At 39.5% G+C, this 23,530-nt stretch carries 24 protein-coding genes; 13 read left to right on the forward strand and 11 right to left on the reverse strand.

Translation table 11 applies throughout. The annotated features are described in order from the left end of the window. Positions 1-125: 125 nt before the first annotated feature. Positions 126-551, reverse strand: coding sequence for a lipocalin family protein (locus GWO68_RS15725; RefSeq protein ID WP_162347424.1), 426 nt, complete (start codon positions 549-551; stop codon positions 126-128). 140 nt (positions 552-691) lie between these two features. On the opposite strand from GWO68_RS15725, the gene GWO68_RS15730 reads away from it, so the two are divergent. The 6 genes from GWO68_RS15730 (at position 692) to GWO68_RS15755 (ending at position 5,389) form a co-directional block, all read left to right on the forward strand. After that, complete coding sequence (locus GWO68_RS15730; protein WP_162347425.1) at positions 692-919, forward strand: helix-turn-helix domain-containing protein; 228 nt, start codon at positions 692-694, stop codon at positions 917-919. 47 nt (positions 920-966) lie between these two features. Beyond that, positions 967-1,857 (forward strand): 8-oxoguanine DNA glycosylase, encoded by an 891-nt coding sequence (locus GWO68_RS15735; protein WP_162347426.1) that lies wholly within the window; start codon positions 967-969, stop codon positions 1,855-1,857. 250 nt (positions 1,858-2,107) lie between these two features. Further along, positions 2,108-3,316: a PfkB family carbohydrate kinase gene (locus tag GWO68_RS15740; RefSeq protein WP_162347427.1), complete on the forward strand. Its 1,209-nt coding sequence runs from the start codon at positions 2,108-2,110 to the stop codon at positions 3,314-3,316. Then, the gene (locus GWO68_RS15745) at positions 3,309-3,899 is read left to right on the forward strand and encodes a 7-cyano-7-deazaguanine synthase (protein WP_162347428.1); all 591 of its coding nucleotides are present in this window, start codon (positions 3,309-3,311) and stop codon (positions 3,897-3,899) included. The genes GWO68_RS15740 and GWO68_RS15745 overlap by 8 nt, the downstream gene beginning before the upstream one ends. Positions 3,900-4,062: 163 nt before the next feature. Next, on the forward strand, positions 4,063-4,560 hold the full coding sequence (locus GWO68_RS15750) for a nitroreductase family protein (RefSeq protein ID WP_235942100.1): 498 nt from the start codon (positions 4,063-4,065) through the stop codon (positions 4,558-4,560). Between the two features lie 100 nt (positions 4,561-4,660). Continuing rightward, a complete protein-coding gene (locus GWO68_RS15755) occupies positions 4,661-5,389 on the forward strand; it encodes a hypothetical protein (protein ID WP_162347430.1) in 729 nt (242 codons plus the stop codon). A gap of 70 nt (positions 5,390-5,459) precedes the next feature. On the opposite strand, the gene GWO68_RS15760 is transcribed toward GWO68_RS15755, so the two are convergent. Together GWO68_RS15760 and GWO68_RS15765 are read right to left on the reverse strand one after the other, a co-directional pair. Beyond that, the gene (locus GWO68_RS15760) at positions 5,460-5,969 is read right to left on the reverse strand and encodes a PIN domain-containing protein (protein ID WP_162347431.1); all 510 of its coding nucleotides are present in this window, start codon (positions 5,967-5,969) and stop codon (positions 5,460-5,462) included. Continuing rightward, positions 5,969-7,030: a helix-turn-helix domain-containing protein gene (locus GWO68_RS15765; protein WP_235942101.1), complete on the reverse strand. Its 1,062-nt coding sequence runs from the start codon at positions 7,028-7,030 to the stop codon at positions 5,969-5,971. Before GWO68_RS15765 ends, GWO68_RS15760 begins: the two co-directional genes overlap by 1 nt. 495 nt (positions 7,031-7,525) lie before the next feature. Here GWO68_RS15765 and GWO68_RS15770 point away from each other — a divergent pair, with 495 nt between their 5' ends. Genes GWO68_RS15770 through GWO68_RS18065 form a run of 3 tightly spaced genes read left to right on the forward strand, consistent with a single transcriptional unit; the run spans position 7,526 to position 9,958 of the window. Further along, positions 7,526-8,233 (forward strand): multiubiquitin domain-containing protein, encoded by a 708-nt coding sequence (locus GWO68_RS15770; RefSeq protein WP_202923788.1) that lies wholly within the window; start codon positions 7,526-7,528, stop codon positions 8,231-8,233. Further along, complete coding sequence (locus GWO68_RS15775) at positions 8,190-9,623, forward strand: ThiF family adenylyltransferase (protein WP_202923789.1); 1,434 nt, start codon at positions 8,190-8,192, stop codon at positions 9,621-9,623. The genes GWO68_RS15770 and GWO68_RS15775 overlap by 44 nt, the downstream gene beginning before the upstream one ends. A 5-nt stretch (positions 9,624-9,628) precedes the next feature. Continuing rightward, on the forward strand, positions 9,629-9,958 hold the full coding sequence (locus GWO68_RS18065; RefSeq protein ID WP_394367166.1) for a DUF6527 family protein: 330 nt from the start codon (positions 9,629-9,631) through the stop codon (positions 9,956-9,958). A 283-nt stretch (positions 9,959-10,241) separates the two neighbouring features. Here GWO68_RS18065 and GWO68_RS15780 read toward each other — a convergent pair whose 3' ends face one another. Further along, a complete protein-coding gene (locus tag GWO68_RS15780) occupies positions 10,242-11,114 on the reverse strand; it encodes a hypothetical protein (protein ID WP_162347432.1) in 873 nt (290 codons plus the stop codon). 33 nt (positions 11,115-11,147) lie between these two features. Further along, positions 11,148-12,002 (reverse strand): DUF4236 domain-containing protein, encoded by an 855-nt coding sequence (locus tag GWO68_RS15785; protein WP_162347433.1) that lies wholly within the window; start codon positions 12,000-12,002, stop codon positions 11,148-11,150. 968 nt (positions 12,003-12,970) lie between these two features. Here GWO68_RS15785 and GWO68_RS15790 point away from each other — a divergent pair. From GWO68_RS15790 to GWO68_RS15800, 3 genes are all read left to right on the forward strand, one after another. After that, positions 12,971-13,546 (forward strand): hypothetical protein, encoded by a 576-nt coding sequence (locus tag GWO68_RS15790; protein WP_162347434.1) that lies wholly within the window; start codon positions 12,971-12,973, stop codon positions 13,544-13,546. Between the two features lie 368 nt (positions 13,547-13,914). Further along, a complete protein-coding gene (gene ftsZ, locus GWO68_RS15795) occupies positions 13,915-16,044 on the forward strand; it encodes a cell division protein FtsZ (RefSeq protein WP_235942103.1) in 2,130 nt (709 codons plus the stop codon). Next, on the forward strand, positions 16,041-16,838 hold the full coding sequence (locus GWO68_RS15800; RefSeq protein ID WP_162347436.1) for an HNH endonuclease family protein: 798 nt from the start codon (positions 16,041-16,043) through the stop codon (positions 16,836-16,838). The genes ftsZ and GWO68_RS15800 overlap by 4 nt, the downstream gene beginning before the upstream one ends. 13 nt (positions 16,839-16,851) lie before the next feature. On the opposite strand, the gene GWO68_RS15805 is transcribed toward GWO68_RS15800, so the two are convergent. Then, positions 16,852-17,835 (reverse strand): hypothetical protein, encoded by a 984-nt coding sequence (locus GWO68_RS15805; RefSeq protein ID WP_162347437.1) that lies wholly within the window; start codon positions 17,833-17,835, stop codon positions 16,852-16,854. 52 nt (positions 17,836-17,887) lie between these two features. Here GWO68_RS15805 and GWO68_RS15810 point away from each other — a divergent pair, with 52 nt between their 5' ends. After that, the gene (locus GWO68_RS15810; protein WP_162347438.1) at positions 17,888-18,427 is read left to right on the forward strand and encodes a hypothetical protein; all 540 of its coding nucleotides are present in this window, start codon (positions 17,888-17,890) and stop codon (positions 18,425-18,427) included. 102 nt (positions 18,428-18,529) lie between these two features. Here the strand turns inward: GWO68_RS15810 and GWO68_RS15815 are convergent, their stop codons facing one another. The 5 genes from GWO68_RS15815 to GWO68_RS15835 all read right to left on the reverse strand — a co-directional run bounded on the left by GWO68_RS15815 (position 18,530) and on the right by GWO68_RS15835 (position 23,515). After that, positions 18,530-19,090 (reverse strand): hypothetical protein, encoded by a 561-nt coding sequence (locus GWO68_RS15815; protein WP_162347439.1) that lies wholly within the window; start codon positions 19,088-19,090, stop codon positions 18,530-18,532. Positions 19,091-19,184: 94 nt separating this feature from the next. After that, positions 19,185-20,084: a hypothetical protein gene (locus tag GWO68_RS15820; RefSeq protein ID WP_162347440.1), complete on the reverse strand. Its 900-nt coding sequence runs from the start codon at positions 20,082-20,084 to the stop codon at positions 19,185-19,187. Positions 20,085-20,295: 211 nt separating this feature from the next. Then, the gene (locus GWO68_RS15825) at positions 20,296-20,667 is read right to left on the reverse strand and encodes a hypothetical protein (protein WP_162347441.1); all 372 of its coding nucleotides are present in this window, start codon (positions 20,665-20,667) and stop codon (positions 20,296-20,298) included. Positions 20,668-20,781: 114 nt separating this feature from the next. Next, positions 20,782-21,609 (reverse strand): DUF4163 domain-containing protein, encoded by an 828-nt coding sequence (locus GWO68_RS15830; protein ID WP_162347442.1) that lies wholly within the window; start codon positions 21,607-21,609, stop codon positions 20,782-20,784. Between the two features lie 82 nt (positions 21,610-21,691). Then, on the reverse strand, positions 21,692-23,515 hold the full coding sequence (locus GWO68_RS15835; protein ID WP_162347443.1) for a S9 family peptidase: 1,824 nt from the start codon (positions 23,513-23,515) through the stop codon (positions 21,692-21,694). Positions 23,516-23,530 lie beyond the last annotated feature (15 nt).

Here is a 23,530-nt window from a genome sequence, read left to right on the forward strand (position 1 = left end):
TGGTTGTGCAACAGCCACCTCCATTTTAAGAGATACAATTTATTTTAGTAAAAAAGTCAAAGCCATACGTTACATATATTTAACGTATGGCTTTGACAGGTGGGGAGCCAGAAGACTATGCTGGCCTAGTCTACATGCACCAAAGAGAGCGTAAATATATCTGAGCTGCCATCGGAGAAGATGATAGTTGATGTTAATTGCAAAGAGCCTTCTGTCAGAGCATCAATATTCCAGTTTTCTTCATTTGGAGTGCCTTGGAAAAGAATTAACGTATTTCCTATTAAGCGCCAAGTGCCTATGCGGGTATTGCTGGTAGTTGTTTCTGTGTAAGTGCCATTAGATTGATACTGAGCGCGAACACTGCGCATTTGAAGCATGTCTGGCTGATATGTCACGTCTTGATCATCTCGCATGATGCGACTGATTTTCCATGTCTTTTCTGTGAGTAGTTCTTCCTTGCTGGGCTGTGGATCCTCACTCTTGCTACAGCTAGCAGTAACGAAAGCGAAGCTAAGCAGGAGCATCAGGTAAAATAAGGCTTTGTTTTTCATGATTCTTTAGGTTTAGTTGGATTTTCAAAGCTAAGGAATAGAATTATATATGCATAATATAATATGTATTATATTTTATGTTTAATTAAGTAGGTAACATTAAAGATTGCTTCTGCGGAATTTCCGGCAAAAGCAGCGGCATGGATGACAAGAAACAAGACCCTAGATTAACAGCGATAGGAGATAAAATTAAACGGCTGCGCCTGGCTAAAGGCTACCGTTCGTATGAAACCTTTGCGTTCGATCATGGCTTACCTCGAGTGGGGTATGGGCGGCATGAAAAAGGAGCTAATTTAACTATGGCAAGTTTACTTCGCCTGCTCGACATCCATGGTATTAGCCTGCAAGAATTTTTCGATGATCTATAAAAACCTATTTTCGTTCACTACACTACCTTTGTATAAAAAATTAAACAATGCAATTAAGCATCCAGCTAAAAAGTGAGATAAAAATAAAAGGCTATGACTCGAATTCTGTGATAGATGAGACGGAATGCTTGGGAAGAATTTCTCTTAGTAGGTATAACATAGACTCACAAGAGGAATTATTACCAGGATTGTTGTGGGGGGATTATCATCAGTTATTTACTCCAGCTTACTGGAAACTTCAATATGATCTGTATAATGTTTCAACTCCTGTTCGCTCACACCGGCTTGGAGATAGTATTATAGAGGAAGTGGTTGCTTGCTTACTAGGAGGATATGGAATACCAGCTGAAATAGGCTTGCTAGCTCTTAGAAGGCTAAAAGATGAAGGCCTCATAAAGCAGAACGTCACTCAGCATGAGTTGGAGGCAGCACTTGAAAAGCCGTTGATTAAGTCTGACGGAAAGCAGATCAAATACAGGTTCCCTAGGCAGAAAAGTAAATACATAGCAAACTTTTTATCTGAAAACTGCCTGAACGTGATGCCAACTAACTGCGATGATCTTGATTTACGGGCTTGGCTCCTTAAAGTGAATGGAATTGGGCCTAAAACAGCTTCATGGATTACGCGCAATTGGCTTTATAGCGAACGAGTAGCTATTTTAGATATTCATATATTGAGAGCAGGGATGCTAGCAGGCTTCTTTCCTCCAGATGCTGATGTGACAAAGGAATATTCTGAGTTAGAAAAAAAGTATCTACTCTTTTGTGATGCAATTAAAGTACTACCTTCAGTCATGGATGCCATCATATGGGAACAGATGAAGTTCACTAATACTTTAGCAATTAAACTTTTAAAGAAACAAACTATATGTCAGGAAGTGGCAACACACCAGAAATCAGCAGTATGGGGGAGCAGGAGCCAGATTGCTCTCAATTAAGAATTCGAACACAGCTTTCGACACCAAATATCAGTGTGTTGGCTACTGTTTCAGTCGGCGATGTGCTAGATGTTTCATTAGCCAGTGCACAAGGACCTATACAAGTCATAACTGCTACTGGTCAGGTAGCAGGTGCTATCGTATCGCGTGAACAGGCAAGGCTTATCAATTGTATCAGCAACGGATTTACCTACCAGGCCGAGGTGTTAGAAATAGATGGAGGGAATTGTAAAATTTTTATTTCTGCTATATGATTAATATTATAGGAGGCACTTATCACGAGGTTTGCTTTGAACCTTATTGGGATGAGACGTATGGTTCTGGCCTTAGAGCCTGTCTTTCTCTGCTCGATCTAGATAGCGAGCTTGACCTGAATTTCCACACTTTCAGCGATAGAATCAATCAAAGTTATCTACAGTCTTTAGAAGCGCAATACCGAAGATTAAAGATAACCCTCTCAGAAGTAAAGGGTTCCCCGGTCTTTCAGTACGATCACCCCTTGGCTGTCCCCCGAATTTACCCACGACCCGATACACTAGAGAAAGGCTACATTGAGGCTGAGGCAGATAACGTGATATTTTACGGAATACTGGAAGGAGATGCATCAATCAAAGGAAGAAATGTAGTATATGATCCACAATCGCCTGCAAACCCAATCCCTTTCTCAAAGACTGGTTCAACAGCCGATTCACTGGCTGTCGTTGTAAATTACTCTGAGGCTAAGCTTATGAGTAAGAGAAAAGATGTTCCTGGCATTCGAGCGTTTTTCTTTGAAGAGGAAAATGTTGATGTGCTTGTGCTTAAGTTTGGCCCAAAGGGAGCAAAAGTTTTTACCCGCAATGGGGAAGAGTATGATGTACCAGTTTTCAAAACTAAATCAGTTTGGCCTATCGGCTCTGGTGATGTCTTTACTGCTGTATTTGCGTATTACTGGTTTAAAGGCATCCCGGTAGAGGGAGCTGCATTAAATGCTTCCCAAGCAACAGCAAAATACTGCAGCACGAGGTTGCTTCAGTTTTCGCCTCAGGCTGATGTTCTTAATCTAGAGCCTCTTTTGATAGCTGATTATACAGATAAGACGATTTATCTGGCAGGGCCTTTTTTCACTTTTGCTGAACGGTGGTTGATTGACCAAATAAGAACTGCACTTCAAGGGATTGGCCTGAAAGTTTTCTCACCCTTTCATGATGTAGGCCACGGATTAGCTAAAGATGTTGTGCAGAAAGATATTGAGGGGCTGGAATCGGCGGGGCTAGTTTTTGCAGTACTGGATGGTCTTGATTCTGGTACCCTGTTTGAAATAGGATACGCTGTAGCAAGGGGAATACCAGTGATAGCTTATGTGCAGAATGAAGGAGAAGAGTCTGTTAAGATGCTGGAAGGCTCTAATTGCATGCTGGAACGGGATTTGACAACGGCAGTTTATAAATCATTTTGGGTTTTGTCTGCACATGAGTAAGGCTATTTTACTCTCTGGCGGGTTGGACTCAATAGCACTTGCTTATTGGAAGAAACCTGATATTGCTTTTACCATAAACTATGGTCAGAAACCAGCCTTAGCTGAAATAAAAGCTAGTGCCGCTGTCTGTACTTCACTTAGGATTGAGCATAATGTAATCACTGTTGACTGTAGCGCGCTTGGTTCAGGGGATTTGGTGGGTGAGAATGCAATAAGTTTAGCTCCGGCTTCCGAATGGTGGCCGTATAGAAATCAACTGCTTGTTACCCTTGCCTGTATGAGAGGAGTGGGCTTGGGAGTTACGGAATTAATGGTTGGCACCGTTAAAACAGATGCATTTCATGCAGATGGTACTGAAGGATTTTACGAAAGGATGAATCAACTAGTAAGTTACCAAGAGGGTGGAGTTAGAATATCTAGTCCAGGCATCTGTTATAGCACCACAGAGTTAATTCAGATGTCTCAGGTCCCTGCCAGTATATTGTTATGGGGGCATTCCTGCCACACATCAAACATTCCGTGCGGCAACTGTAGGGGGTGCCACAAATATCTCTATGTGAAGCAACAGCTTGGCTATGACTAATATTCAAGACCCCTTCCCAAAGCAGAATGAGAAGCCGTACAAGCCATTCTTGTACCAAATCAAGAGAAAGATAAGCTTGTCGAGAATTGTTAAGAAAATTGATGTAAACTTTTTTGAGGTTATCTCTATAAGAAGGTCACGGAGAGATTTTGGAATTCTAACTTTGGAGAATATTGGAGATCTTTTGTGGTTTACCTCCAAAGTTATGGAAGTAGAAATGTTGGAAAGTGGATTCCTTTGGACCCACCGACCCACTCCTTCTGCCGGTGGAAGACATCCCATAGATATTCTTGTATCACTTCCATCGGAGTTTGGCTCTCGTAGTTTTTGCGTTTATAACCCCTTAGATCACAGTCTAAATGAACTTGAAGTAGATGCATCAGATCTTAATGCCCTTATAGAGCACACAGATAATATTCTTACCATTGGTAATGCTACAATCTTGTGGTTTGTGGCTCACTCATATAGAACATCCTCAAAATATGAGAATTCTGAAAGCCTTGTTTGGCGTGATGCAGGTGCTCTTTTGTACTGTCACCAACTTGTGAGCCAAGCATTAGGAATTAGATGCTGCCCCTTAGGTAGCTTAGGAGAACCTTATGTTTCTAATTTATTAGGAGGAGATACACTATACGGTGTAGGAGGGTGCTTGCTAGGTTAGAATCATATGATTTCATACAACTAATCTCAAATTAATATAGACCCTATTAAATAAAAGCTAGTTACCAACTATTCTTAAACGCTAAAGCTTTTTGAAGATAATGAAGACATATGATCTAGCTCATATTTTTGAGTCCAACGTACCTTTTTATGGGACAATGGAAGATTATGAGAAGCTGAATGAGGTGGTAGGGCATGCGAAAAGAAAAATTGATAGCAGTGACAGCCCAAGAGAATTAATTTTTGAGTCTTGGTTTTTATTTGACTATCTAATTAGAAAGCTGCTGTTAAAAGCATTTAACATTGAAAATTATGAGACTGAAGAGTTTGATCCAATGTATGATTACCTTCCCCAAAGTTTTGATAGTTGTCTCAAAAGCTTAGAATCTTTATTGAAGCAACAAAGAAGAGTTTATCAGCAGCAACTTCATCCTAATACAGTGAGAACTTACCCCATATTTACTATGCCTGGAAGTTTCTTTCTTTACCTTCATGATAAGGATCCAAATCTAGTAACTCAATTCATTGATAACCTTAGAGATTACGAATTGCTATACGAAGCAGAATATCAAGGTTTAAAGGAAAAATTTAAGAATGAAGACTATGAATGTGACTCAGTTTCCCGTAGGTGGTATGACACATGCCAAAATATAGATGCTAATTGGTTTAAATCTATAAGGAAACTCAATAAGACCAGGAATAGAGCCGCCCACGTAGTTGATGCGGAAAAAATTTATAGCTCTTTTGGAATTAATGGAGCAAATAAACTAATAAAGCTAAAAGCAGAGCTAATAAAGTTATTAGATGAGGCATTCTTTTTTAATGGTTAAGTTTCGTAAGCAAATTTCCAATTGCATTAAGTCTTATAATTATTCTTATGTTAAGTAGTAAAATGATAGACTAGCTCATCCATTGCTTTAGTCTCTTTTCTATTTCAGCAGCCAGGGTATTATTGTATTGGTAAATTATATTTTTGCCCATTAATTCTTTCAGCTTTGCAGCCGCTTCGTATGGTTGCAAATGCTTTTCAGCAATTAATTGATCAAAAATCCAAAGTAAACCATGATATTCTATTACTTTCTTTCTAGCATAGTTCCGAACAGCTTTGTCGCTACTCAAAACAAAAGCGTCTATCTTTGCTGCTAAGAATAAAACTGTTTTGTCATTATCTGATAAAGCTCTAGGAAATCCCTCTTCTAATATTTCCTTACGTTCATCCTCAGATATATTGTAAAGAAAAAGCTTACCACCTGACTGGTAAGCTTTCAATAGTTCTTGCTGCTCTGGATACAGCTCGTTATACACATCTATTGTGGTATGCAGCTCAATAGGCAAATTGAAAAACTGCGAAGCCAGTTTCAATTCAATTATATCTATAAAGATACATGCATCCGTTACTGCTACTTTCATTACATAATTAAGCTCTTCGATCTAAACTCAGCTAACTTCATGTTTGAAAGTTCTGCAGCCTTACTCATAGATATAAGATCCTCTGCAAGTGCTCTATAAAGGAGCTGTTTGAAGCGGTTAGACTTTTCCATTCCCCTATATCGATATTCAGAGGGTTCAACTAGCTTCCAACCCATTTGCTTCATATGAGCCATAAGCTGGTTAAAATAACTTACACTTATTATTTTCAGGTCTTTTAATCTATAAAGTAGGGCCTGTATAGAAATACCATACTGCTGCTTTATTACGCCTAGCTCATTAATAAACAATTTGCTTCTCTTGGGCCCTAATTCGATTTTAGCTATATCATTAGGGAAAAGCATGGCACCAGCAAAATAATTGCAGAATTCTTCTTTCTTCTTCTCATCTAAATGCGACATGTTCAGGAGCAAATGCGCAAGCTCATGTAGGGCGGTAAACCGCTTTCTATCATCCTGAATGGTTTCCCCAGAGTTGAGCACAATAACAGGAATAGATTTACTCTTTATCCAAGCCTGCAATCCCTCAAACCCTTCTGCCTCATCTAGCTCAATTACCTTTATATGATGGTCCTCTAGAAGTTCTACAATATTGTACAGTGGATCCGTTCCTAATTTCCAAACATCACGGATAGTAATGGCAGCAGACTCTACATCTGAGGTTGAATTAATCACTATCTTCTTTAAAGGATTATCAAAGACATGTTCAATTCCAATAATTTCCTCTAATTCTAGATAACGGGCGACTTCTTCACGAGTCTTCTCAACTACTATTGTCTTCTGCTTTGATGACATCTTCTCAGCCTTCCTAAATTCTATTTCTCCGAGTTCTACATCTATCTCTCTGAAAAAATAGTCAGGCCTCACTGACAAAGCATCACTCAAGTAACCCAGCATTTCACTATCAGGGATTACATCTCCCTTCTCGTATTTATGCAGCGCCTGCCGACTAATCTTATTGTTCAATTTATCGGCTAACCCTTGTAGTGAAAGTCCACTCATATTACGTGCAGACTTGAAGCGTTCCGAAAAAATATGATTCATGAGGTATCTCCTTTTTTATCCTTAAACAGGAATAGGCTTGAATAGGTTTACAAAAGTCGTAAATATTAAACAATTGTCAACTAAATTTTAAAAAATTCTTATTTACCTATCTGTCTGATATTCAGCCATATCTTATAAAATAAGTTATTTAAATGAGAAATGCAAATAAATCTTGGTTGACAAATGTAAAAATTTTTCCTATACTTGTAAACCAAAACATTAAATATAGTGTTTACTTATTAACTGATAATAGCAAGCTGATTAAAAAACAAAAAACCCACTCTACAGGTGGCTCCTTCAGAGTGGGCATTGGGAAAAAAGTTTGGCGACTTCAGGAGGCTGATCACCTCCAGGGCTTCCCATTTAATTCGAATACGAGCTGTAAGGTATGTAGTTTAAATGAACTATGCAATACTCTCCTGTTCCAGCCTGAGTAACCCAGCCCTGGGAGCTTTAAAAAGTGAGGGCTTATAGTTTATTTAACAATATACTTTTATGAACAATCAATACAATGAAGCAGGCAATGCGGAGAAAAAGCACGAGCCTGCAAACCAATACCACATCCTGGTGGACCGCGACAATATAAAAGTCGAGAAAGAGTGCCTTACAGGGCGCGAAATATTAACGCTTGCACAGAAGATACCTGCTGAGCGATACCAGCTGAACATGAAGCAGAAAGGCGGCAAAGTAACCAAAGTAGGTTATGATCAGACAGTGTGCCTGAGTGAGCCTGGAATAGAGAAATTCCTGACGCTTCCGCTAGACCAGACAGAAGGTGAAACATTAAGAAGAGAATGTACACTGCTGGAAGAAGACGAAGAATACCTGCAAAGCCTGCAGCTACCTTGGGAAACAGTTAATGTCGGCGGCATGCCTTGGCTGTTCATCCATAACTATCCTATACAAGGAGGGTATAACGTGAACACTGCCACTTTAGGCATAAGGATGACTCCAAGTTATCCTGTGGCGCAGCTAGACATGGTGTACTTCTACCCTGCACTGAGCAGAAATGACGGACAACCTATCGGAGCTCTTTCCCCCTTAGATTTAGATGGTAAAGTGTTTCAGCAATGGTCCCGCCATCGTACCCCCTCAAACCCCTGGAGACCGGGGCTAGATAACTTGAGCACGCATGTGCCGCTAGCGGATCATTGGTTGGATGATGAATTTAGAAAGCGTCCAGGTCATGCAATATCAGCTTAGACTATCAGGTTCGCATTACCAACAGCTAAAGCAACACCTCTTTCCCGGTGACGGGAAAGAGGCTGTAGCTGTTGCCTTATGCGGGAGGCATGAAAGGCAAGGCCTTTCAATGATGCTGGTGCACAAACTTATGCTGATTCCTCATGAAGCATGCATACGAACAGAAGACAATGTCACTTGGGGTACCGAGGTGTTGCTGCCTTTTCTGAAAGAAGCTTCTAACCCTAAAAAAAATATGGGTATTCTTAAGATTCACTCTCATCCAGGTGGCTACCCTTATTTCTCAGAAACAGACGATGCAGCTGATGCTGATTTATTTTCTTCTATTTTCGGATGGTGTGAAACGGACGCTGTACATGGTTCTGCAGTCATGCTTCCGGATGGTAGAATTTTTGGAAGGGCATTTACTCCTGATCTTATCTCCTATCCATTCGATAAGATCTCGGTGGCAGGTGATGAATTTAAGATATGGGAGCATAGCATAGGTGCTTATACTCCCGATGATTTCGCTGTAAGAACAGCACAAGCTTTTGGAGATGGTACTTATGCCAAATTAAAGCGGATTAAAGCTGGTGTCGTTGGATGCTCTGGCACTGGTAGTCCTACAATTGAGCAACTAGTTAGGTTAGGTATAGGTCAACTTGTATTGGTCGACCCTGATGAGGTGGAGCATAAAAACCTTAATAGGATCTTGAACACAACTAGGGATGATGCAGATGCAAAAAAGTACAAGACAGCGGTTTTAGCAGAACGTATTCAGGCGTTTGGATTAGGCACAGAAGTTTATCCTTATGCAGAAAACTTGTATGATTCTATTAATGCACTTGATGACTTAATTAGCTGCGATGTGATATTTGGATGTGTTGATAGTGTTGACGGAAGGCATTTGCTTAACCAGCTTTCTAACTTCTACCTGATCCCATACTTTGATTTAGGGGTAAAGCTAGAAGCAGACGGCATGGGAGGAATTAGCAGGATCGCTGGCACAGTGCATTATCTACAACCTGGAGCATCTTCGCTGCTTAGCAGGGGCATGTACACGACCAAAATGCTTTTAGACGAGGCCCTGAAAAGACAGGACCTAGATGAATTTAACAAGCGGCTAAAGGCGGGGTATGTTCATAATGCAAACGTAGACAGACCAGCTGTAATCAGCATCAACATGCAGCTCAGCAGTATGGCTGTAAACGAACTCCTTAATCGGTTGCATCCTTTCAAGTTTGAACAGCCACGAAACTATGCGAAGGTATCTATGGACTACAGCGATGGATCGATCTGTAATGAAGCAGAAGATGAACTAGTAGTTGATGACTACCAAGTAAAGTATGCAGGGCGAGGAGACATGCAGCCTTTTCTCGGCATGTCTGACTTCTCAACTTTAAGCAAGTAGTTATTATGTGGAGCTATCTTAATCGGCAGTTACAAAGGATTATTAATTTCTTTCGCCCTGCATACAGAGCGAAAGATGTGGAAGATTTTCCAGAGTTGTTGGAGCTGAAGACTGTTTATGCAGTTGGAGCGCCGGTTAGCCCTTGGGTTTTGGCTTTCCTATGCCCTTGTGGTTGCAAAGCTATCATACAGCTTAACCTGCTCAAGGAAGCACGACCTAGATGGAGCTATAAAGTCTCAAAAAAAGGTGACATTACTGTACAACCTTCCATATGGAGGAAGCAAGGATGCCAGAGCCACTTCTTTATTCGCCGAGGCAAGATTGTTTGGTGTTAAGTAATCAATAAGTAGAAAGGAGGTGATTTTAATGGCGAAGAAAACTACTGTGCACAGAAGTGCGGACACAGGTCAGTATGTTACAAAGCAGTATGCCGACAAGCATCCTAAAACTACCGTTAAGGAAACTGTAAAGAAATCCAAATAACGGAATCTAAAAAAAGCAGAGGTCATAAAGATCTCTGCTTTTTAATTTACTCTGAGTAAATTCCATTCTGGGTTTTATCCCTTAGCTGAAGGCAAGTCAAATTTTATTCTCGTAGGTTTCATCACTTGTAATAGACTAATTGCAAATCTTACAAGCGTCCATATAGCTCTGTGCCTCTTTAAGCGAAATTGGATCTACGGAAGCTGAGCATCGGTTCAGGCCCCGGCAGGAAGATGAACGGTGGTACTTGACAGTGTTACCACTGGCGCAGTAGTACACTGTTGCTCCTTTTTTTACTGAGGTTGTGGTAGTTCGTTTGGTTGTGGTTTTAGCTGGGGTTTTTGCAGCAGGTTTTGATTTAACAGGTACTACCGCCGCAGGTGCTGCATCTTCTGTAACCGGCGTTTCTTGTACTTCATCTGAAGCCATGGCTGCAGCAGCAGCTGCAGCGGCCATACGGGCTGCTTCTGCACGCTTAGTCTCTACTTCTGCTTCCCGAGCCAATCGCGCGCGTTCTGCCGCCGCTCTGGCCTCTTCAGCAGCTTTAGCAGCAGCTAGCCGAAAGGTTTTCTGCTTTTCTGCTAATCCCGTGTAGAAAGCCATCTCAGCTTTATAGGGTGCTACGTTCCATTTCGGTCTCTGCTGCTCTAGAAGCTGCACTTTTGTAGTTAAGTCAGGAAATGTAGCTGTATAGGCTTCGAGTTGATCGAGCTGCCGGGCATCATAAAGGGCTTTAGCCTGATTTAATCCCTGCTCCACGGCTAAAATCACCTCGCGGTGCTCTCCTTTTACCTGCTGAGCTGGAACACGCTTAAGCGGCACCCGCGTGCCCTCATGGGAGAATGAAGAGACATTAGCCTCCCCTTTGCCTGCTTTGTCTTTGCCACCGGCAGCGGCCATTTTTACGCCTGTTTGCAACAGAAAAATCCCTCCAGTTACAGGATCAAGCTGGGCCCGAACCTGGGTAGCGCAGAAGAAGATAAACACAATCAGTAAAAGATGTTTCATCGGATAAAAAATATAAAAGTAAGATTCAATCAGTTAGCGATCTTTGAAGCGGGTAACCAAACCATTTTCCAGTACAAAGACATCACCGCTGCTTTTGTTGCCATACACCAATGTTTCCTTTGTTTTGGTTTTCATCACTTCTACTTCTATTTTATCGGGGGCTCTGTTTTTGGCTTCCAATACCTGCTGACGGGTCATGCCAATCCAGAACGCTTCCTGTAGCAACTTAGAAGCTACTTCCTCGCCATATTTGGCTTGCAGATCTAAAATGCGCGCTTTTGTTAACCGAGCTTGTTCTAAAGCAGCATCGAGGTCTGCAATGGTGATGTTACGGTCTTTAATTTTGCTTGCATAAAGTGTTTTTTGCTCGCTACTTAATAGGCCTTCCACTACCCGGGCCTGCATTAATACCAAACGTTGCTGATAGGCTATGTCCAATGCCTGTGCAGCTTGCTGATGTTGGCGAAGTGATTCTTGCTGTACGGCCTTAACTTGCTGACGCTGGTCGTTGGCACTTAGCCCGAGCAACACCAGTAGCGCTAACCCTACTAAAAGACAAATGATACCCCCTGTACTTGGAAGTGTTGCCAGGCCTCCTAAAAACAGCACTACCCCTAACAGCCATAAACACCCTGTAGCAGATGTTTGCTCTGCTGGAGCATGTGGGGCAGCAGAAGTCGTAGAAGTGTTGCGCCGCTTGGTACGGTGGCTTTTGTAAGTGCTGTACGAAACACCACTGCCAGGAATACCCACTGTTGTGCGGGTACCTTTCCGGCTAATGTTGACAGTAGCCCCTTTGCCGCCAATGGATGTGCTCAGGCCAGACTTGCTTACATTCAGCCGGACGCCTGGCATCAGCTTAAAGCTTTTGCGAAACCGAAAGCCCATTTAGCAGCTGTGTTTCGGGTAAATGAAGTCTTGTATACTGCCGCAGATCGAATTCAAAGCACCAGGACGACAGAAACGAAAAGAAATATCATGTAAAAAGGGTGATGATGTGTGAAGGGCATGTGTTTTCATATAGTGCAGTATGGTAAAAGTTACCTTTGTATTAAAGCTACAAGATATATATAAAATAATATATTAACACGGCAAATCAATAAGATAATAAGCAAACAATACCTGTAACTGGCAGCTATAATTCAACAAGGCGAGAGTCGCTTGTAGGTCATGTGTTATTTTATGCAAGTGGTACTTGCATAAAAGTAATCCAGGCCTCAGCAAAGGATTGCATACACATTGATTTACCCCGGTATGTCTTTCATAACCAGAAAAGTAGTGCTTACAAGTACCAATAAGCCGGCGGATTAACTTACCGCAATAAATTTACTGTTGTTGCTGGTATTGAATGAAATAAGTGTTTCAAAGTAAAACTCTAGCATTTAAGCATTTACAACAACAATAGTGTGCAGATGCGCCACGTTAATTCATTTTTTTTGCATCAGCGTCCAATACACTATAGACTTATCCATTTGAACACGAGAATCATGTGCTAAGATCAAAGCAGGTCAGGCGTGAGGTTAGCTAATTCCTTAAAACACAATCGGTGATACCACTACTCTTGAAGTAGCACTAGGATAATTACTGGTAGTCAAAAGAATACCTTAATCATATCTGTAATAAGTAGTTTCAAGTATATTTACTTAAAGTTTTACTTTAAGTAAATATACTTGAAGCATTATGGGTGCTTGCTATAAACAAAATCAACCTTATACGTTACTGAGAAAGCGTGTCGCCTTAATAGCTAAAGCATTAAAATAGAAAGTGGATAAATTACGTAATTATTGCGTAATTTATATATAATAATATGGCAATAATTACGTAATTTGTTGTCCCACAAGAAAAGTCTGCTACTTATGCCTAAATATAGCCGAGATGAATTTCCAGTAAACTCGATTGTTTACGAACGAACTTGTCCTTTTTGTAATCAAGCTTTTTGGGCCAATAAACCCCGCGCCATCTACTGCTCAGCCAAATGCCGAGTCTATGGAAACAAGAAAACACGAGAGTTGCAACAGACTGTTATAGACGCTTATGCAAAAGATCCAGCCGAAGCAGAGTTGCGCTACGGTCCTGTACTTATTGAAAAAGGGAACTTGGTGCAACTGCTTTATTATAACCCAATTGAAGAAGAACTTAGGGCACTAGATCCTGATGGTACTTTTGCACTTGAACATATAACAATGAAACAAGTCCAGCCATTAGAAAAGGTAATTGCCTACCACACCCTACATATGAAACATAACAGGTTTTATTATAAATGTATGCGTAGGATTTTGGAAGAGGATCAAGCTCAGGGCACTACCAAACTGACAGCTAAACAGCGTATCTACCTGGAGAAAGAACAAAAGAGAATAGATGGAAAGATAATGGAGCTACATGTACAATTGCAACGACTTCATAATAGCGATGAAAGTAAGGTTAACTGGTAGATGTAATACAAATACATTTATTTACCTGGTGAAATAATTACAGGTAGCTTTGCTACTGCTTTCAATCAATTATACAATCGCAAAATAGTAGCGGCTGTTCTAACACTTTGTAAAAAAATCTTTAAATGAAGATACTTGAAGTCAAACTGGAAAATATCCGAGCTATTGAGAAGCTAACTTGGAAATTACCTGATAAATGTCCCGCTGCTGGATGGCATGTTATCTTAGGTGACAACGGTTCGGGTAAATCATCTTTCTTAAGGGCTTTAGCTATAGGTTTACTTGGGTTAGAGAGATCCACAGCGCTTTGGGTAGACTACGCTTCCTGGCTAAGGCAGAATGCAGAAGAAGGCCTTATTTCCATCAAGATGCAGGCGGATACAGGTGATGAATTGAGTAATGCAAATGAAGGTCTAATCAAAGTTATTGGTGTTGGAGGCGGTGGAAGCAACGCTGTGAACCACATGTATAACCAAGGCATCAAAGATGTTGAGTTTATCATTTGCAACACAGATGCCCAGGCCCTTAAAAGCAGCAGTGTTCCTACAAGACTTGCCATCGGTCAAAACCTTACTGAAGGTCTGGGTGCTGGTGCTAACCCTGAGAAAGGCCGTCAGGCTGCTCTTGAAAGCAAAGAAGAGATTCGCGAGATGCTGAGCAATGATACCAAAATGGTATTTATTACAGCAGGTATGGGCGGTGGTACTGGTACAGGTGCTGCTCCGGTAATTGCTAAAGTTGCTAAAGAGCTTGGTATACTTACAATAGGTGTCGTTACCATTCCTTTCGGTTTCGAAGGTCGTAAGAAGAAGCAGGCTGCCGAAGATGGCGTTAGAGAACTGAGCGAAATCTGCGACACGATCCTGGTAATTCCATGTGATAAGTTACGCGAGATGTTTGGTAATATTACTATCCGTGAGGCATTTGCAAAAGCTGACAACGCAATAATGACAGCAGTAAAGCCTATCATCGAATTAGTCACGATTACTGCTGAAGTCAACATCGAATTTGAAGACGTAATTGACTTTTTAAGTAATACAGGGTTTGCAATAGCAGGTTCTGCAGATACAGAAGGCGAAGGCCGTGCGTTACGTGCTGCTCAAGAAGCGCTTTCTTCTCCGTTATTGAACAACACTGACATTCATGGGGCTCAGAAAATCCTTCTTTCAATTATGTCTGGTGAGCAGGCTGAACTTGAAATGGACGAGCTGACTGAGATCACAGAATACATCCAGGATAAAGCTGGCCATGAAGCTGAAGTTATTTTCGGACATGGTATTGATTCTACATTAGGCCATGGCATTCGAGTTACTTTAATTGCTACTGGTTTTAATCCTAAATTTACAACTGATACTTCAGTTAGCTTAACTTTAAATGATTCTGATTTGATAGAGCCTTCTCAAGAAGAAAATAACAATTTATCCGAGCATTCAGGATTTGATAAACTATCAGAAAGTTATTCTGAGGAACATTTACAGCATAAAAAGTATCTATTAAAAATAAACTTTGGGTTTAATAGTTTATTAAATACATACTGGACAAAGTCTACAGAAAACGGAGTTGATTTTTCTTATAAAACAGCATGGGGCCTAAACAACGGATGGTTTTCAGCAGGGTTTGGTCCCTTCAGGCGATTTACTGGAGGGGATGCCGAATATGAAAAGCTTTTGGATGGTCCTAAAAACAAAAAGCTTGCCGCCCACCTCTCACTTTTCAAAGAAAATGTTGCTTTGTCTGAGGCACTTAGCTGGCTAAAAGAGCTAAAATTCCGCAGCCTTGAATCGCATACTTCTGGGTTTTTGGACCTAATGAAGTCTTTTATAAATCAACCTGATTTTTTACCCCATAACACTCGGTTAGAAGAAGTTTCGTCCGAAGGTATTTTCTTTTGTGATGCGAACCATAGCAAAGTAAATATTTTTGAATTAAGTGACGGCTTTCGCTCTGTGTTAAGTTTAGCATTTGAACTGCTCCGTCAATTAGAAAATAATTATGGAGAAAATATTTTTGAAGTAATACCTGATACTGAGATGATTCGGGTTAAAGTGCCAGGTGTTGTTTTAATTGACGAAATAGATGCTCACTTACATCCTGTATGGCAAAAACGGATCGGGTATTGGCTAACGAAGCATTTCCCGAAGATTCAATTTTTTGTAACTACACATAGCCCTCTTGTCTGTCAAGCATCTGAAAAAGGATCGGTTTTTCGCTTACCAGTACCAGGAACAGATGATTTAGGAGGTATGGTAGAAGGGGCTGATTTAAACCGCCTGATATACGGCAATGTATTAGAAGCTTATGGTACAGAAGTTTTTGGGTTGGCATATACGCAATCAGAAGCAGGTCAGGCTTTGGCGACACGGCTTACTGCTTTAAATGAAAAAGCACTTAAGGCGGAGTTGACTGATGCGGAAAAGATAGAACGAAATGATCTGCGTACTATTCTTCCAATAAGTGACTCTGAAGCTTTTGTAAAGAAATTATTAGGTGATTTATGATCTACCTAAATGCCCCTCTAGCTCTTGAGGTAGCTGATCAACAAGCTCTGCAAGCTATCCAACAGCAAGTCAATAATGAAACAGATTATAGCACTCGGGTTTCACAAGCTAATCAACGCTGGAAGTCTAAGCCGGTGGCACTTTTTCAACGAGTTCGTACAGCACTAGAATCAACCTGTCCGGGAGCGCGACGTTGTGGCTACTGCGAAGATTCTCTTGCTGATGAAATAGAACATATCCGTCCTAAAAGTTGGTTTCCTGAGCTATCCTTCGACCCAGACAACTACCTTTTTGCGTGCGGTCCTTGCAATGGTCCGAAAAATAATTACTATGCTGTTGTCGATGCAACCGGCATATTAACAGAAGCAATTCGTTCTAGACACCAAGCTGTTGAGCCACCTCCAGCTGGCCAAGAAGCATTATTACACCCGCGCCATGATAATGCCATTGAATATTTCTTTCTGGACTTAGAAAATACGTTTCAATTTAAACCAAAGTTTACTCTTAATACCCAACAGAGAGTTCGCGCTGAATATACATTGAAGGTGCTTCATATTAACAAAGACCCTTTGTGTATCGCTCGTAAAGAGGCTTTTCATGATTTTGTTAGTCGTATAATGAGTTACTATCTAGCAATGCAGAGAGAAGAGTCGTTAAGTAACCTCACTCGCTACCGTAGGGAGATACTTCAAAAACAACATATAACTGTTTGGCGGGAAATGCAAAGACAATCTACCTCTCTGTCGTTCTTACAAGAACTCTTTAGCCTAGTACCGGATGCGGTGGAGTGGTAAAAGACACTTACTTTTAATTGTTAATTTTTAAAATATATTGTGCGATTAGTTTATTAGAAGCTTCTGACAATTTCACAGATGCTTCCAGAATCTTAGCTTCTTCCTTTCTAAAGCTATTAATAACTACTTCATTAGCACGCTCTTTGTCTAAAAATACATTTGAAGTACGGTCAAGCTTTTTTATTAAATCTTGTAGGGTTTCATCATCTTTATGCTTATCCTTGAGGAAGACACTTACTTCGTCAACCCATTCTTCTTGAGCAGTTAGTAAGTTAGCGTTATTAGCCGCATTTTGATTATAATTATCTAATCGTTCTTGTAAAAATTGAATTAGTTGCTTTCCTTCTTCATCACTCGAGTTTGGTTTAATACCTGAGTTGGCTTTGATTCTTACTAAATCTCTTGCTATATGGGCACTTTCATTTAATAAACCTGTATACTCTCTCTTAAGATCGTTATGATTCAGTACAGATTGCTTAAAAAGTTCATCTAATTGCGGTAATCCCATATTAAGGAAATCTATATAAGCATAAAATCGTCGGAACTCATATACAGTTTCATTTTTTAAACCAAACTTCGTGATGTAGGCATGATAGTACTCCTCATGGTTCAAGCTCTCTGAGAATCTTTTTATATCCAGAGTGGATACAAGAGCAGGTCTTGGCATGAAAAAAGGATCCTTGTTAAAAGAGTCGCAAAATCGGTTCAAATGCTCCGCCTGCTCTTTACTACTGCTAATTATCTTATGTGTAAGCGCTGCAAAGTAATGAAGCTTTCTTTCTATAGCAGCTGCCTCACTTTTCTCAGCCTTTTCTCTATCGATTTTTAGCTGATACTTAAATATTAAAAATGCTCCCACAAAGCCTAGTAATGCACCAATTGAAGACACCAACAGATCCTTTAACCAAGAGCTATCTTCTCCATGAAATTCCCCAAATTGAAGAACTATACTATATACAATGAGCTCTAATACGGAGAGTAATAAGCAGTAAGACATACAACAAACTGAAAATTAAAGAAAGTAGTAATTATATAATGCTATTTAAGATATGAACGATTCTAGGCCAACGCTTGCAGAAATAATAGCTTTAACTGGTTCCACACTATTACAGATTCAAAGAACTGAATTTATTATTCAGGGATTAATTGCGCACTTAAAATCAGACATTTTACAAAATAATAAAGCCTTTAAAAACCTTACCCCTTTAACCTTCTTATCCGATAATGAAGAAGCTAAAAAGTGCAGAAGGCAAACTTTAGGAGTATTATTAGAATTTTTTAATAAGGAAGTGAATCTGTTAAATGAAAGAAAATTAGAAACCTTCCTCATCAACCGGAATAAACTAGTGCATAGCTTTTGGAGAGAAGAAATAAGTAATAGGAGCAACCCAAGTAAAAATTTTGAAATAGCATACATATGGCTTAAAAATTTACACAATGAGGCCATAGATATTGAAAAAACATTTAAAGGGTTACTTTATATATTCATCGAAACTTTGGCTAAAAAACATAATAAATCAGACGAAATGCAAGTCTCTTTACAATCACTTGAGGGAAATCTGAAGAATTTGTTTGCTGCAATAAAATAACCCTATAGTAAAATATTTCAAATCACTCTTCCTTCTGATTGATAGCTTGTGTAAGATTGTATCAATATACCTTGCTAAGGTGTTTTAAATGTTTTAATCTATTTATTTTATATTTAGTGTATGCGCTTTCCTTATTGTTGTCTTTATTTTATCCATATCTAAGGTCGCCATGTTTATTTTGAATATTTTAAATGGTTTTGCATTAACTAACCTATGTTGTAATATCTCGCCAGCTATCCTTAAAACGCCTGCATACCCTGTTGAAATTATTATTGGTTTATCAGCATAGGAGTCAAAATGAGGGAATTCCAAAAATTCTTTTTTTACGTATTTTGCGAATTCATCGAATACTTTTTTCTCTTCCTGATTTAGCTCGTGGATTTTATCCTTGGTTCCAGAGCTCTTGACTTGAATCAGCATAATGTGCCAGTAGCCATTTCTTCTTGCATAAGAGATTAGGTCTGCTGGACTCTGACTCCCATTAGACAAAAAAGCTGAATAAGTTGGACTCAGGTTCTCAATTTTCTTTTTAACATACTTTTCAGCTATATCTCCATACTCTCTGTTTGAAAGTCCACTTAATCCAGCACTCTCCAATATAGCCTTTTTGTCGATTCGCCAATTAGTTACTACATGGTATACAAAGTCTTCAAAATTCTTCATTAATGGTTTACTTTTAAGTTTAATAGTATTGTATAAGCAATTCGTGAGGCTTCTTTATAAAGTAAGCTAATACTAACTTCATGTTATCACATTCTTAGCTTATCAATCTACTTTGAATAAATTCAATAGTATTAAATGGGATATGGATCGATTGATAACTCAAAAGTTCTCCATTCTTTTTAGCCTTAAACTTATGAGCAATGAAAATTTCTGCGTTGTCGTTTCGAAGGTGGTCTGTAAGCTTTGATATAAAGGTCGAAGCTTTTACAAGCTCATCTTTGTGCAATAACTCAATATTACGTTCAATTTCTTGAATATTACTTGTCATTTCAACAATCAAGGGTGTTATATCAAACTCTGCATCTTCTTTTACCAAATCCTTTTTTACTGTTCCCCAGCTGTCATAGTTTGCAAGTAGCTTATTCCTATTGAAAGCTGCTGTTATAGTACCATTTAATTTGTTATTCTCTTGATTATACTTTGATGAAAACTGAAAGCTGTCAATAGGAAGACTTATGTGTTGCGCATAATTTCTTAGCTTATAAAAGAACCGGTAAGCAAAACTATTATCAAAGTAGAAAGAAATCATTTTTTTAAACTCTAGAAACTGTGAAGAACCAGCTCCATATTTTCTTTTTAGAAATGTCTCAGAGTGATCCAAAAATGTTCTAATAGAGCTTAAATAGTTTAAGAAAAGTCTGTTAGTGTTTAGAAAAGCTTTGTCCCCATCTTCTTGTTTTACGCCATCCAATGATGCTGATTTGATTATGAAATCATGCAGTGAAGAGTATAAATGGTCTATTACTTCATCGCCATTAATTGCCACGAAGCTCATAAGCCTTATAATATCATGGAGCTCATCTATCACGGATATTGAAAATTCAAATTCCTGAAATTGTTCAACCGATAGACAATCTAAAAGCTCAACTTTAACTCCTTCACCTGGAAAACCATTATATATTTTACCTAAACGTATTTCTTGTTCAGTATCCATCTATATTTTGTTAATTCTGAAGTTGCAGCTATAAATCTGTATTTGCAGATAATAATGCTCAATAGCCTTACAATAGTTAGTTTAACTGTTAGTCTCAGGCAAACGAGGGTTTCATGAGATGAATTCAAATAAATATTACTAACGTAATCAAGATCTATACATTTGATAATCGTCAGCCTAGTCAAATCAGCAATAGCTTTAGCTTAAGTAGTTACTTAGCTACTTTAACATTTAAATTCTGGTCCAGATTATCATAGCTGATAACCTTATCCTGGTAGAAGTACACCGTGCTTATTCCGTAAATAAATTTCTTTGCTTCGGGCGCGGTTTTAAGGTAAGCTGTAGGTTCGCCCATAGCTTCTAATACTTCCTTCTCTGTTGAACCTATTGTAAAATAAGCTTTAGAATTTTTGACAGGCTGCTCTTGAGATTCTGCTTCACTTTTCAATGCCTGTAATTCTTTCTCTAACGCTCTATTCTTTTCTTCTAAGTTCTTTATGTAATCCTTTTCTGTCTGCGATATACTTTGATTACATCCAACAAGGATTAAAGCAAGAAAGATGGTATAGTAAATTTTTATCATGTTATAACCTATAAAAACTTTACATTAAAAAATGCTAACGGTTTTGGTACATGAGGTGAGGGAGGCCTTAAGCGAAGCTTTGCTCAAGTGCTGGGTTAAGGGAAGAATTATACCTCATTCGCTACTTTTTAGATACTTTCTAATTTGATCCCGAGATACAAAAATTTCTTCATCAAAGTCGGTTAGAGGGGAGAAATGAAATGAAAACCCCTTGTCGGAAATACTATAGACCGGTAGCGATAGTTCCTCATCTGGTTCGGCCCCATATACTTCCTCAATTTTGATAGGATTATAGCTCTCTGTATTAAAACTATCCAGTCTAGCCTCTACTATGTTTTGAATGAAAAGCCGAAATTCGCTAAAAGTAGATTCTTCAAATAAGTCCTGATGCCCTAACTTTTTCCCAGTCTTTAAATCTAGGTTCAAAGTTGAAATAGAGCCAAAAGAACGACCTGCACCATCTCCGCGCCATGAAGAACCAATAACTATGCTTAGCACACTATCCTTGGTGATATAATGCTTTTCAGCTCCTTTATTGTATTCATCATCTTCACAGTCAGGATTGGCTATAGAATTTTCATCAACTCCGAATGCAGCCTCAATTATCTGATTCAATCTTTGTTCTACCGCCTTATCACCTAGCTGTGTAACAACAGGGTATGTAATGTGTATAGAACAATTATTTTTCCTAGAGGTGTAGTTATATTCCTTTTCAACTATCTTAACATTGCCAGAGTAACTGTCCGCCTGCGGCGAATTTACTTCTAGTATAGAATTTACTTCTGGCAGACGCTGTTTCTCAGCCTGAACGGCGACATCTTTTACCTCTCCTTTTATTTCTTTGAATTGAGTGCTAGACTCCTTGACTTCTTCACCCTTCACGCCACATTTGGTTAGAAGAATTGTTGCAATAAGACATGAGAAGAGTAATTTATTTTTCATTCTTTAGTTTGTTTATTTTCCGCCCAACGGATTTGGCTAAAGCACGCTTTAGTGTGCTTTAGGTGTGGTTAGGCATAAGTCATTATTCACTACTGCCATTTATAAAACTCTTAACCTCTTGTTTTAAAACCTGCTTATTAGCAGATAAGTTAATCAAATGTCCTTCATCATGAAACACTACTAGCTTAACCATTTTGCCTGCTTCTTTGGCTTTGTTGTAGAAGGCTACCGCATTAAGCTCTGAAGGAATCTGGGTGTCTTCTTTCCCTGCTATAATCAGTAGTGGGGCTTTAAGCCGTTCGATGTTCTCGAATGGAGAGAACTCCTTATACTTATCTTCAAGCTCAGCAGGCGTCCCTCCCATTCCAAAAGGTAAGCCAGCCATCGACTTCCGCTCTGCCTGCTTTGTCCAGTCTGCGGCTCCATTTATAGCTATTCCGCCCGCAAACACTGAAGAGTGCGTCAGGTAATAGTACACCATTGTAGCCCCGTGGCTATGACCTAGGGCAGTAATTCTGCTCTGGTCTATGGAGTGGGCTCTGCTTAGCTCGTGGATGAACTTCTCAGTATCTTCTAGTTGGAGTTTGCCATAGTTGTCAGTTTGCCTCTCATAGTCAATTCCCCTTGTGTTCGGGAAAGCTATTATATAACCTTGATCGAGATAATCAAACACGACATCGTTTAGAAAGTAGCCAAAATCGGGGTATGAGTTATTGTAGCCACCGTATGGCACTACCAGTAGCGGATACTTTTTCTCGCTCAGCGGCATAAAGCTTTTCGGAAAATATATCTGACTGGAAGTGGAATCCCCGTCTACATTTTTATACCAATAGGTTACTTGCTTATACTCCTGCAATCGATTATTGCTGCTAAAACTATAAAGAGAGTCAATCTTGCCAACTCTGTCCTCTTCAACAACTGTTCTTAAAAGGGACTTCGGTTGCGTTGGTGACTCAGTTAAAAAATAAAGTTGTCTCTTTTCTAAACTACCATCATACCTTAAGTACTCAGCCCCGTTCCCAACTAAAATAGTCTTCGTTTGTGCAACTAGGTCATAAAGGCCTATTCTGCTTTCGCCCCTTTTTGTATCTGCATACAGAATACTTTTCTTGTTATAGAAGGTGATGGGCTTTTCGGTAGAAGCAATGTGAAGTTTTGATCCTTCTTGTAAGCCTTTCCGTCTATTAAAGATAAATATTTTACTGTTGTCCCCATTATCGATGGCAAGGAGGTATGTGCCATCATCAGACCATTTCAGTTCCGAAAAAAAGCTGCCTTTGTATAAGCCTGTTTCAGCAAGTATTTTTCCGCTATTTGGATTGAGGATGGTTATCTTTGTTTGTGGAGTGTTATCCGTAAAATCGTAAGAGGCATAAGCCACATACTTTTGATCCTTTGAGATGGAGACGTTGCTGACATGCAGAGGTGAATCAGTTAGCTGCCTGATTTCCCCGCTCATGATGTTTAGCCTGAAGAGTTGTGTGGGAGCTTCTGGCTGATTCTTCAACCCGGCAGAAAAGAACAGTTGATTTTGATTGTCGATAGCAGTTTGCTGGATTAAATAAAACTGGAATAATGAAAGAGAATCCAGGTACTGGTGATGTATGAGTTTAATGGTCTGCGCTTTGCAACTATATACGTTCACATTTTCATCCTTCTCATAAATAAGGCTTTTCGAATCAGGTGTCCAGTTCAGGAATCGTTGGTTGCCATTGTCCCTTAAGCCATTGTCAATAAATATCGGCTTCTCTGCTTCAGCTATACTTTTAATGAAAAGGGAATCTGCATCTTTAATAAAAGCTATTTTCTTTCCATCCTGACTTAGCACGATGTCGGAGATGCTTTGAGCATTTAACATGCTGCCCGTGAACAGCCAGAATAGTATGACTAAGCCGATTTTTTTCATTAAGGTTGTTTATAT

The organism is Pontibacter fetidus, from assembly GCF_010119545.1.
Lineage (GTDB): Bacteria > Bacteroidota > Bacteroidia > Cytophagales > Hymenobacteraceae > Pontibacter > Pontibacter fetidus.